Here is an 11253-nt window from a genome sequence, read left to right on the forward strand (position 1 = left end):
GCTTGAGTTCGTTGTGGAGGTTTTACTTTTTCCTTTTCTTTGCCGGCTCCGCCTTCCGGGCGAGGCGAGAGGCGAGCCGCGCGCGCAGGACGTCGCTCACGACCTTCCCGTCCGCGCGGCCGCGTACGCGTTCCATCACGCGGCCCATGAGCGCCTTCTCCGAATCGGCGCCGCGCGCCCGGATCGTCTCGTCCGAGGCGGCGAGGACTTCGTCGATAATCCGTTCGAGCTCCTCGCGGCCCAGCTCCGTCACCCCCAGCACGTCGATGGCGTCGGAGGCCCGTACCTTCCGGCGGCCCATCTCCCGGAGGATGTCGGGCACCGCCTGCTTCGCGAATCGGCCCGCCTTCAGGAGCGAGAACAGTTCGCGGATGCGGTCCAACGGGATCGCATCCACGTCGATCGCTTGCCGCCGCAGTTCCGGGAACGTGTACAGGAGGACGGTCGCGACGAGCTTCGCCTCGCCGAATTCCCGTGCGATCATCTCGAACGGCTCGTCGCTGCCCTCCTGCACGAGCTGTCGGGCTTGCTGTTCGTGGATTCCGTACTCCCGGGCGAGGCGCCCGGTCGTGATCTCGGGCCGTTCGGGGAGGTGCTCTCGGATCCTCGCGAGCCGTTCCTCCGTGACGCGGATGGGAGGCACGTCCGTCTCCGGATACATCCGCGCCTTCCCTGGCAGCGGACGGGCGTACGCCGTCGTCCCGTCGGGGCGGGGCTCCCGGGTCTCCGGAGGTACGCCTTCGATGGCGGCCCCGGCGCGGGGCTGCATTTCCTCGATCGCGCGTCGGGCTTTCGCCTCCTCCTCCGCGACCAGCACGAACGCGTCGTGCGGGTGGCCGACCTTCAAAGCCTCGCGGACGGCGTCCACCTCGGAGGGCGTGATCCCGTATCCCGGCAACTCGTCCGAGTGAAAGATCCCCGCCACGCCCGCGACGCGAGCATGGGCGGCGAGTTCCGGACCGAGCTTCCCTTTCAGCAGGCCCGCGAAGCCAGGGAGGACCCATCCGAGCACCGTGCCGCCGCGCTCCAGCGCGGCGCGGACGACCTTCGATTGCGTCTCCCGCAACGTGGCGGTGACATCCCTGAAGTCTGACGGAACGGCCCGAACGCCTCGACCCTTCAGTTCGACCGCGACCTCGAGCAGCATCCGTTGCCGCTCGACCTCCTTCTCGACGAACGTGGCGATCATCCGGAGCTCCTGCACGCCTTTGATCTCGATTCGTGCGCCGCCTTCGATGGAGACGTTGAGGTCCTCTCGGATCGTCCCGATCCCGCGCATGACCTTCCGGGTCGCGCGGAGCAGCGATCCGAAGGCGAGGGCGACCTCTCGGGCCTCCTCCGGGGTCTCGATGTTCGGCGTCGTGGCGACCTCCACGAGCGGGATGCCGAGCCGGTCCAATCGGTATGCGACCTCGCCCTCCGTCTCGCCGAGCTTCCGCGCGGCGTCTTCCTCCAGCAGAATCGTCGGCACACCGATCCGTTTCCCGCCCACGTCGAGGTGACCCTCGAGCGCGACGAGCGCCGATCGCTGAAACCCGGCGGTGTTCGAGCCGTCGATCACGAGTTTCCGCATGAAGTCGACCTCGCTGACGGGGCTCGCGTCCAGGAGGAGGGCGATCTCCAGCGCGATGTCGAGTGCCTCGGGATTCGGCGGATGAGGCGGTTCCTCGTCCGCCTCGACGAGGCAGGAGTTCGGGGTGGCCTCGTAGACGAAGGTGAGGTGGCGCTTCGCCTCCTCGATCGCCGCCGCGTCGACCTCCCCCAACTCGGATTGCGTCGGGCGCAAGCGGCGACGAAACCGGATGCCTCCCGGTTCATCGACGAGCGCCGACGCGTCCGCGCAGAACAGCTTGTGCGTCGCGAGCTGCTGGTGAAGTTCGAGCCCCACCTTGAGGCCGAGGCCGCGATAGTCCATCGGCTCACGAAGCCCGGGCCCGGGGATTAAGCCTTTCCCGCGATGGCCTCTTCCGGGACGCCCGCCTTCCGGAGCGTGGCCTCGAGATCCGCAATCCGCCCGATCGCCCGTTCCAATTCCCGCTCGAGTTGCTCAATCCGCGCCGCAGCCTCTTTGAGTTCCGTCCAGAGGATGTGGTACCGCCGGCTCGCGCGGTACTCTCGCAGCGGCTCCGGGTCCGCGGGCTCCGGCTCGCCGTCCGTCGCCAAGATGTTCTTGACGTAGAAGTCTCGGTCGAGCTCCGGCATCGCTTCCATGCGACGGAGGAGGTGCGGCGGATAGTCTGGCTTCAGCGTGGACGCCGCGCGCAAGGCCATCATGACGGCGTACTCGCCGCAGCAGTTGAAGTCCCGGACCGGGACGTGGTTCTCCCCGTGGGTCTCGCGGTGCGTCTGGGCGAGCATGTCCCAGATTCGCCCATACTCGTCTAGGGCCATCATGGTCGATCGGACGAAGGCAAGTCGTCACGGCCGATGTACCTTTGGCTCGCCTCGTGGGCCGTACGCGAGGCCGCGCCGCACCCGGCGCTACCGCTGCGGCTCCCGGTACGGGGACCGCAGGGTGCCCTCCTCCCGCTTCCGGCGGTGCTCCTTTTCGTTCTTGAGCCATGCGAGGAGGCGGGACGCCGCGCCGAAGGGCCGGAACTCGAAGATGACCTTCCCGTGTTCCGCGTCTTCCGTTTCGAGCAGGACGCGTCTCCGCTTCGGGACCACGTCGACCGTCTCCTCCAGGGGGATCTCGTGGTACCGCTTCCCCTTCTTGCCGCCCGGGAGATTGAGCCATTCCATGTCGAGGAGGAGGAGCCGTCGGCGGGTCTGCCACACCCACCCCTCCCGGGGCTGGACCAAGGTCCTTTTCGCGAGGCCAATGGGCTTGTAGATTTCGTACTTCAACGCCCGGTAGCCGATGATCTGATCGCCACCGGAAAGCACGGGCTCGTTCGCCTCCGTGAGGACGACGCCCACCTCGCCGACTTGGTCGATCTTCATTCGGCGACGCTATCCGGGTCCGCGGGATAAGGATGACGAGGGACCGCGGCGCTACTCGGCGAACTCGTCGAGCCCGATTCGTGGATTGATTTCCCCCGCGACGTTCGTGGCCATGGCCCGGGCGACGTCCGCGGGATCGCGTGTGTGCCCGAGGATCCACATCAACTTGACGTACGCCGTCTCCGGACTCATGTCCTCGCCTCCGATCACGCCCGCTTTGATCAGATCGCGTCCGGTGTCGTACACGTGCATGTCGACGCGACCCTGGAGCGTCTGCGTCGTCATGACGATCGTGACGCCGTCTTTCGCGAAGCGGTGCACGACCGGGACGAGGTCCTCGGATACGTGGCCGAGGCCCGTGCCCGCGAGGACGGCTCCATGGACGTCCTGGAGAATCGCCTCGAGTTCGGCGACCTGCTGGCCCGGGTAGAAGTACGCGAGGGCGACCTTCGTGTCGAGCGCGTCGTCTACCTTCGTCGGGCCTCGGGAGCGAGGCAATGCGTGCCCGGCGAGTTCGACGCGGCCGTCCGGGAGGACGCGTCCGAGCGGCGCGGCGTTGAGGGACCGGAAAGCGTCCCGCCGGGACGAGTGCATCTTGCGGACCTTCGTGCCTCGGTGGATCGCCCCGAAGGAATCACTCGTCTCGCCGTGCATCACGGCGACGATCTCGCCGAGGTCCGCGGTCGCCACGCGGGCCGCGCTGAGTAGGTTCGTCGCGGCGTCCGACGACGGACGGTCGCTCGACCGCTGCGCCCCGACGACGGCGACGGGACCCGTCAGCTCGCGGAGCATGAACGACAGAGCCGCGGTCGTGAAATGCAGCGTGTCCGTCCCGTGCGGGATGATCACGCCGTCCGCGCCCCCGTTGAGTTCCTTGCCCGTCTCCCGGGCGAGCCGCTGCCAGTTCTCCGGCTTCAGGTTCTCGCTGTAGATGCTGTAGATGACCCGCGCCCGCACGTTGCACACGTCGAGGAGTTCCGGGACGCTGAAGACCAGCTCCTCCGTCGTGACGGCGGGATGCACGGCCCCCGTGCGATAGTCGACGTACGAGGCGATCGTGCCGCCCGTCCCGAGGAGCGCGACGGTCGGCTTGCCCTGGGTCGGCGGCGGGAGGTGTCGCTCGACGGACGTCGGTGCGTGCTTCGCCGTCACGTCCACGGACTCGATGTCCGCCACTTCGATGCCGACGTTGTATCCGCTCGAGAGCTTGATCGTCAGGATGTCGGGGCCGCTGAATCCGTGGTGCGGCATGACGATTCCCTCGTACCGCTGGCCCTTCGCGCGGACGACGACGGCGTCTCCTTGACCCGCCCTCGAGCGGTCGAGCAGCGCCCGCACCCGTGGCGGGTACTCCATCGTCCCTCGCAACCGGTCGGCCGGATATGGTCTTTGTGCCGCGAAGGCGAAAAGCCCGCATCACCATGGCAGCGTCCGTGGCCCGCACCGCCCGCGAAGTCCTGAACGAGCTGCGCTGGCGTGAGCCCCGTCGGCTCTCCGGCGCGGAGCTGTGGTACGCCGACCGGGCTCACCCGGAAGGCTTTCGAGTGATCCGCGGCTCCGAGATTGTCGACCTCGAGCGCCGCTATTTCACCACCGCCGGAGCGCGCCTCCCGTACTATAAGATTGTCCGGATCGAGTGTGCCGGGGAGGTGCTTTTCATCCGACGGGCCACTCGCTAAAGGGCTTTCCAGATGGCCGGAGACAGGACGAGAACGAAAGGGGTGGCGGCTTCGCTATCGAGGCGCGGGGGTGCGAAGCCGATCTTGCCGGCTCACGTGTGCTTGGACCAGGGGAGGTACGGGTTCGCCGCTGCCAGGATTGCGCCGAGGAGCCCGATGACGCCGCCGATCGTTCCGGGAAGGCCGCCGAAAGCGAGCAAGACGACGCTTACGACGCCCGCCACGATCGCGCTGTTCATCAAGTTCTTGTGGCCGATCTTGGGCGCAATCAACAGCGCAGCCCCAAGGACGACGTCGACCACGAGGACCGTCGTCGTGCTCGCGAGCTGGTTCGCTGCGATACCGCCCTGAGCCCAGTCGATCGCGTACAAGAGGACGGACAGGAGGATCGCCAGCGCGCCCCCGAGCATCAGCAGCAATTCATGCGGCTGCTTGTCTGCGAGGTCCGCAATCGCCGTCCTGCCGGCCGATTCGTAGCTTTGGGTCATGGTGCCCGGGCCACGGCCTCCCCCCGCTGATAAGCGTTCCTTTCCCGACCGCGGCCGGTGATAATCAACGGAGTTGAGAATCACATTCAGTAACACCGGACCGAGTCGGCGATGCGGTTTTCCCGGGGTGTGCCATGCCCCTTCCGGTATCACGATGCCCGGTTTCCCTGAAGAGGTCCTGACGCGAACGAAGAAAGGCGAGACCGAAGTCCGCTCGTTGATTGACCGCGGTCGGTATGTCCGATACCACTACCTCCACCCGGAGACAGGTCAGCCCATGGAAGGGGGCAAGGTGAAGCTCGTGCTGCTTTCCGACGCGGGCCGCAAGGAGGAGTTCTTCATCATCCCGACGAAGTCGGAACGCGCCCTCCTCGTCCCCGCCGCGGAGAAGGGTCCCCGGAAAATCTGGGATGGAACGAAGGCCGTCGAGCTATAGCTCGGACAGCGTAGCGCTGGGTTCGTTCGGTTCACGGCGGAACGAGATCGTATACGATTCGGTCCGTCTCGCGCCCTTTCGACCGCTTTTCCAAGATGCGCACCTGGCCGATCTCGGAGACGCTCTTCAAATGGGTCCCGCCACACGGACAGTAGTCGGCCGATCCGATTTGGATGATGCGTAACCGGCGCACGGATTCGGGGATGAGCTCGAGGAGCGCGCGATCCTCGATCTTCCCCTGCACGACGACGCGGTCCTCCTCGAAGATCGAGACGTCCTGAGCCGTTCCGATGACTCGATTGCACTCGTCCTCGATTCGTTTCAGGTCGTCCGGTGTGAAGTTCGCGGGTTGGAAGTCCACGCGGCTGTAGTCCGTGTGAATCTGATTGCCGACCGTCCGGGCGCCGTAGATGCGGAACACGAGACCGGACATGAGATGCTGCGACGTGTGCATCCGCATGTGTTTGTACCGCCGCTCCCAGTCGACGATTCCATGGACCGAGTCGCTCGACGGCATGCGATCGAGATAGTGCTTGATGACCCCCTTTTCCTTCATCACTCGGAGGACCTTCGATTCGCCGCCGCTCCACCCGAGGACGCCCGTGTCGTACGGCTGGCCGCCGCCGTCCGCGTAAAACAGCGTCTGGTCTAGGACAACGAAGTCGGGTCCCCGGTCGACGACCGACGCGTCGAACTCGCGGGCGTAGCACGGGTCCGGATCTTGCCCCCCGCGCTCCGCCATGTAAAGCACCCGCGTCGCCATGCGGCTAGGGAACGTGGCTGCCCGCATATAGGATTCTCCTCTGAGACGCCGCGATAGGAGTCAGACCACAAGCGATAAATCATCCGAGCATTTCGAGGCTTGCGTGGCCGCGAACCGTCCGAAGCCCCATTCCCCTTCGATTGAGGTCGTGATCTACTTCGGATTTCTCCTCGCGTTCCTGGGACTCCTCGCGGTCATGTCGGGCGTCCTCGGGGTGATTCCGCTGGACATCGTGTTCGTCGGCTTCATCTTCGTGGTGCTCGGCGCCGTCGTCATGATGGACCGCGTCATCGGATAGCCGGTCGAAACCCGAGTTCGACCGCCCGCTTGCCCTCACCCGCCGTCGTGCCACCCGCAGCGTCTCCGCCGAGACGTCTCGGCCGGTGACCCGATGCCACGCCGAACGAGCGGCACGCCGAGCGCGAAGGTCCCGCCCAGGAACATCGAGGACGTCGACGAAAGGGGCCCCGACGGCGGAAGAGCTCGTGAATGAATGGGTAGGCCTGCGACCGTTCACTTCCCAAGAACCGCACGCGCGATGACGAGCCGCTGGATTTCCGACGTGCCCTCATAGATCTCCGTCACCCGCTGGTCGCGGTACAGCTTCTCGACGACGTAGTCTTTGATGAAGCCGTACCCGCCGTGGATCTGCACGGCCGAATCGACCGCGCGGTGGGCCGCCTCGGAGGCGAACAGCTTCGCCACGCTCGACTCGTAGGTGTGCCGCCGCCCGAGGTCCTCCAGGTGGGCGGCCCGGTATGTCAGGAGGCGCGCCGCCTCGATCTCCGTCGCCATGTCCGCGAGCTTCCACTGGATCGCCTGGAACTCCGCGATTTTCTGTCCGAACGCCTCCCGCTCCCTCGCGTACTTCAGCGACTCCTCGAGCGCGCGCTGAGCGATCCCGAGGGCCTGCGCCGCGATGCCAATCCGTCCGCCGTCGAGGGTCGCCATCGCGATCGTGAAACCTTTGTTCATCTCGCCGAGCAGGTTGTCTTTCGGGATCCGCATTTCGTCGAATCCGAGGACGACCGTGTCGCTCGCGCGGATCCCCATCTTGTCCTCCTTCTTCAGCACGGAGAACCCTTTCGCGTCCGTGGGGACGATGAACGCCGAGATGTCGTGCTTGTTTCGGCCCGTCCGAGCGTACGCGATGACGATTTGGGCGGCGGAGGCGTTCGTCGCGAACGACTTCGTCCCGTTCAGGACCCACTCGGGTCCGTCGAGCGTCGCCGTCGTCCGCATCGCCGCCGCGTCGGAACCGCTCCCGGGTTCCGTGAGGGCGTAGGCCCCGATCGACTCGCCGCGGGCCACGGGCCCGAGATACCGGCGTTTCTGCTCCTTCGTCCCATACCGGAGGAGCGGCTCGCAGACGAGGCCGTTGCACACGGCCGCGATGACCCCCGCGCTCGCGTCGGCGCGGGAGAGTTCCTCGATCGTGATCGCATAGCACACCGCGTCGAGGCCCGACCCGCCGTACTTCTCCGGGACGAACACCCCCATCAGGCCGAGCTCGCCCATCTTCTTCGCCCAGGCGGTGGGGAACTGCTGGCTTTCGTCGAACGCACGGGACTGGGGGACGATCTCCTGCTCGGCAAACTCGCGTACCGTCTTGCGGGTGATTTCCTGCGTCTCCGTGAGCCCGAAGTCCATCGCGTCCGTCGAAGGTCCTTCGACCGGATAAAATCTCCGCGGCGCGCGAAGCTTGATGCGTTGCGACTCCCTCGCCGACCGCGTGCCGATGTCGCTCGAACCCCTGCAGACGACGGATGCGCACGCCTACTGGCGGGTCTTCGTGTCCGGCCGGGGGGACCTCCCGACCCAAGACCTGAAGGTCCATCTCGACCGGTACCTGGCCCTCCCGCCGGAAGAGCAACGGGCCCACTTCGCCTTTCGGATGGACGGCCGAATCGTCGGGGCGATCCGGCTCGGGCACGGGGAGATCTCCGGATTCTCGATGGACCCCGCCCACGCGTCGGAGACGACCGGGGCCCTCCTGAGGGCGGTCGATTTCCTCCGGGCGGCCGGCGAAGGCCCGATTACGGCCCACTACGAGGACCGGTACGAGCCGTCGTTCGCGGGGCTCGGGTTCCGGCGAATTTTCGCCCGGATGTGGATGGAGGCCGCGACGGTGCGTGCCCCCATCCCCGACGGCGTCCGACTCGTGCATCCGGAGGAAGCGGAGATCGCGCGGCTCACGGCGTTCCTCATGGAAGTCTACGAAGGCCATGTGGAACAGCAGCACGGGCTGCACACGGGCACGGAGGAGGAGTGGCGCGACTACGTCGGAGGACTCCTCAAGGGCGATTCGGGCCGGTTCATGCCCGACGCGTCGTTCGTGACCCTCGACGGCACGCGAATCGTCGGCGCGATCCTCATCACCCACTGGATGGGCATGCCGCTCGTCGCGGAACTGGGCGTCGCGAAGGACCGCCGCGGTCGGGGCCTCGGCCACGCCCTGCTCCAGGCGGCGATGAACCGGCTCGAGGGCCTCGGCGAGCGGCGGCTCGCGCTCTACGTGACGGTCGGAAACGATCCGGCGGTGGCGCTGTATCGGTCCGCGGGGTTCGTCCAGGTCGGCGGGCAGTCCGTCACCGCGCGGATCGAGCCGTGATTATTCTCACCCGTGAATCCAGCGAGCGTAGACTTAAGGACCGTCGGTCCGCATCGAACGTCCGGTCGGGTCGATGGCGGTCTCCGCGGAGCAGTTCGTGGTCCTCGTGCTCAGCATCTCGTGCGGCGTCCTCGGGGCGTTCCTGCTCGCCCACAGAGGCGTGCGGATGATGCGAGGCGGCCTGTTGTACCGACTCAGCGTCGGTCTCGCCGCGGTCGGGATTGCGTTGAGCCTCAGCGCGGCCGCGCGGATCCTCTTGGCCGACACCCCCGTCCCGGATGCCTTCCTGGTCGTGGCGCTCGTCGTCTTGTTCTACGTCGGATACAGCGCGTGGCTCAGCGCCCATCAGATGCCGGCCGAAGCGTGAGATCGTGGGTGCGGAAGGGGCGTACGAGCGCATCGAGGCCGACATGAGGGCCATCTGGGGTGACATGGCCCTTGCGATGCTGCGGAAGCGGCTGCGCGACGTACGCGCGGACCGCTCGTCCCTCACGCGGGACGACCTGGTCAAGGTCGTCGAGCTGCTCCGCGCCCGGACGCTGCCGTCCATCATCGGCGAGGAAGGGGCGGACGTGAAGGCGAGGCAGTATCTCGAGTGGATCGCAGACGGCTCGTGAGCCGTGGCGGGATCTTCTCGACATCGTCGCTGCGGTCCAGCTCGCGTGGAGTGCGCGATGCAATCGAAATCCTCCGCGGGCCCTTTCTCGATCGACTCGACAGGCTCACGCCGCCGGAAAACTCACGGTGTGGCCCTCCGCCTGGCGTTGCGTCTTGGCGGGAGCCCGGATTCGGAACCCTTTGCGGCGGGCGTATCGGTGCATGATTCCCAGGATGTACCGCCCGCCGATCCGGCCCGTCGCGACGACCATCGCCTTCATCAGCGGAGGGAGCTGCGTCAGGCGCCAGAGATCTTCGTCGATTTCCATGAGCACGTGCCGCCACGCACGGTACGCGACGTTGAAGCGCGACTCGTCGATCATCTCGTCGAGGTTGTAGAACTCTTCGCCTCGTAGCACGCCGATCGGCACGAACGTCAGCGGCGCCGTGACGAAGTGCGCCCCCGGAATCTGCTCCATCCGATCGATGAGGTCGACGGTCATCCACGCATCGTCCGGCGTCTCTCCGGGGAGGCCCAGGATAATCGTGAAAGCGGGGTACCAGTAATTTCGGCACAAGATCTCCGTGCCTTGGACCACGATGTCCGGCCACTCCTCCGCCGTGAATGGCGCCGCCTTCCGGTGAAGGACGGCGCGCGAGAGGGACGGGCTGCCCGTCTCGATGCCGCTCTGGATTCCGACGAGCTTGTCCGGGCCTGCCCTCACGATCTCGGAGAGGTCTTCGATCAGCCCCGGGTTCGTCACGGCCGCGCTGACGGTCCCGTGCGTCGGATAGCAGTGCGAGACGCCCGGTTGGCCCATGACGAAACGGAAGAGCTCCTTGACGGCGTCTTCGTTCGGCTCCATCGTCCTCCAGTTCTCGAGCTGGTACAGGAAGATGTCGTCCGAGTGCAGTTGGATCGACGATTGGCCGATTCGAGCGTTCATTGCCACTTCGTCGGCGATGTAGTCAAGGGGGAAGTACCGCGGACGGCGGAGCGTCACCTCGCAGAACTCGCAGCCGCGGCCGCACCCGCGCATGACCTCGTTCATCGCGTGCATCGTGGGCCCGAGGATCTTCGGGATCTGCTCGACGGACGGCGCGGTCGCGTTCGTGAATCGCATCACGGGCGGCGCGTCTCCGTTCGCAATCCGGTCGAAGATCTCGGGGACGAGGTGGTCGACCTCCCCATGGACGATGTGATCAATCCCCAGGGATGCCTGCATCTCGGTGCGATAGTCGAAATGCCATGCGCCCGGTCCGCCCAGGACGACCTTGTATTTCCGCCCGGGACGCTGCACGTGCCCGACCAGTTCGAGGAACTTCGCCTTCGTGTAAGGGGTCAAGATGCCGCCCATCGTGAAGGACATGCTCACAGGCCCGAGGCCGAGCGGATCCATCGAGTGCAGCCCCACGATTTCCGTGTCGTCCGTGATGTAACGGTCGATGTCATCGGGCGGGGCGATGACGACCTCCTCGCGCCCGTGCGCACGGGCCAGCGACGCCTCGACCTTTCGAAGGCCGTAGGGGACCCGGACGGGCCGGCCGTCCCCGTCGAGCTTCGGCGGGTCCGCGAGAATCCGGAAGACGAGCCGCGAGTGCCAGAAGTCGGTGGGGATGCAACTGAAGAACGTCGCCAAGGGAACGTTCCGGTAGTCCGTCATCAGTGTATAGTCGGCCGCGAGCACGTATCTTGCCATCGCCCCCCCACCGCTAGACGGACGAGCGTCCAGACG

14 protein-coding genes are annotated in these 11253 nt (G+C 66.5%); 6 read left to right on the forward strand and 8 right to left on the reverse strand.

The window, feature by feature from the left end; genetic code table 11:
- Window positions 1-22: 22 nt before the first annotated feature.
- The 4 genes from gatE to gatD all read right to left on the reverse strand — a co-directional run bounded on the left by gatE (window position 23) and on the right by gatD (window position 4299).
- Window positions 23-1915 (reverse strand): Glu-tRNA(Gln) amidotransferase subunit GatE, encoded by a 1893-nt coding sequence (gene gatE, locus VF992_02910; protein HEX9340107.1) that lies wholly within the window; start codon window positions 1913-1915, stop codon window positions 23-25.
- A 26-nt stretch (window positions 1916-1941) separates the two neighbouring features.
- Entirely contained in the window at window positions 1942-2394 is a 453-nt protein-coding gene (locus tag VF992_02915; protein ID HEX9340108.1) for a hypothetical protein, read from the reverse strand.
- A gap of 87 nt (window positions 2395-2481) precedes the next feature.
- The gene (locus VF992_02920; GenBank protein ID HEX9340109.1) at window positions 2482-2943 is read right to left on the reverse strand and encodes a hypothetical protein; all 462 of its coding nucleotides are present in this window, start codon (window positions 2941-2943) and stop codon (window positions 2482-2484) included.
- Between the two features lie 51 nt (window positions 2944-2994).
- A complete protein-coding gene (gene gatD, locus VF992_02925) occupies window positions 2995-4299 on the reverse strand; it encodes a Glu-tRNA(Gln) amidotransferase subunit GatD (GenBank protein HEX9340110.1) in 1305 nt (434 codons plus the stop codon).
- A gap of 65 nt (window positions 4300-4364) precedes the next feature.
- Here gatD and VF992_02930 point away from each other — a divergent pair, with 65 nt between their 5' ends.
- Complete coding sequence (locus tag VF992_02930; GenBank protein ID HEX9340111.1) at window positions 4365-4622, forward strand: hypothetical protein; 258 nt, start codon at window positions 4365-4367, stop codon at window positions 4620-4622.
- Between the two features lie 92 nt (window positions 4623-4714).
- Here the strand turns inward: VF992_02930 and VF992_02935 are convergent, their stop codons facing one another.
- Window positions 4715-5110, reverse strand: coding sequence for a hypothetical protein (locus VF992_02935; GenBank protein HEX9340112.1), 396 nt, complete (start codon window positions 5108-5110; stop codon window positions 4715-4717).
- A gap of 277 nt (window positions 5111-5387) precedes the next feature.
- Here VF992_02935 and VF992_02940 point away from each other — a divergent pair, with 277 nt between their 5' ends.
- Window positions 5388-5546 (forward strand): hypothetical protein, encoded by a 159-nt coding sequence (locus tag VF992_02940; GenBank protein ID HEX9340113.1) that lies wholly within the window; start codon window positions 5388-5390, stop codon window positions 5544-5546.
- Between the two features lie 31 nt (window positions 5547-5577).
- On the opposite strand, the gene VF992_02945 is transcribed toward VF992_02940, so the two are convergent.
- Window positions 5578-6309, reverse strand: coding sequence for an alanyl-tRNA editing protein (locus VF992_02945; protein ID HEX9340114.1), 732 nt, complete (start codon window positions 6307-6309; stop codon window positions 5578-5580).
- 103 nt (window positions 6310-6412) lie between these two features.
- On the opposite strand from VF992_02945, the gene VF992_02950 reads away from it, so the two are divergent.
- On the forward strand, window positions 6413-6607 hold the full coding sequence (locus tag VF992_02950; GenBank protein ID HEX9340115.1) for a hypothetical protein: 195 nt from the start codon (window positions 6413-6415) through the stop codon (window positions 6605-6607).
- A 215-nt stretch (window positions 6608-6822) separates the two neighbouring features.
- On the opposite strand, the gene VF992_02955 is transcribed toward VF992_02950, so the two are convergent.
- Complete coding sequence (locus VF992_02955) at window positions 6823-7959, reverse strand: acyl-CoA dehydrogenase family protein (protein ID HEX9340116.1); 1137 nt, start codon at window positions 7957-7959, stop codon at window positions 6823-6825.
- An 88-nt stretch (window positions 7960-8047) separates the two neighbouring features.
- Here VF992_02955 and VF992_02960 point away from each other — a divergent pair, with 88 nt between their 5' ends.
- The 3 genes from VF992_02960 (at window position 8048) to VF992_02970 (ending at window position 9537) form a co-directional block, all read left to right on the forward strand.
- Window positions 8048-8920, forward strand: a complete 873-nt coding sequence (locus VF992_02960; protein HEX9340117.1) for a GNAT family N-acetyltransferase — start codon at window positions 8048-8050, stop codon at window positions 8918-8920.
- Window positions 8921-8993: 73 nt separating this feature from the next.
- Window positions 8994-9287 (forward strand): hypothetical protein, encoded by a 294-nt coding sequence (locus VF992_02965; GenBank protein HEX9340118.1) that lies wholly within the window; start codon window positions 8994-8996, stop codon window positions 9285-9287.
- A gap of 4 nt (window positions 9288-9291) precedes the next feature.
- Window positions 9292-9537 carry a hypothetical protein gene (locus VF992_02970; GenBank protein HEX9340119.1) on the forward strand — a complete coding sequence of 82 codons (246 nt, stop codon included), beginning with the start codon at window positions 9292-9294 and terminating at the stop codon, window positions 9535-9537.
- 105 nt (window positions 9538-9642) lie between these two features.
- On the opposite strand, the gene VF992_02975 is transcribed toward VF992_02970, so the two are convergent.
- Window positions 9643-11217 carry a radical SAM protein gene (locus VF992_02975; GenBank protein ID HEX9340120.1) on the reverse strand — a complete coding sequence of 525 codons (1575 nt, stop codon included), beginning with the start codon at window positions 11215-11217 and terminating at the stop codon, window positions 9643-9645.
- Window positions 11218-11253 lie beyond the last annotated feature (36 nt).

It is taken from the genome of Thermoplasmata archaeon, from assembly GCA_036395115.1.
In the GTDB taxonomy this organism is placed as follows: Archaea; Thermoplasmatota; Thermoplasmata; order RBG-16-68-12; family RBG-16-68-12; genus RBG-16-68-12.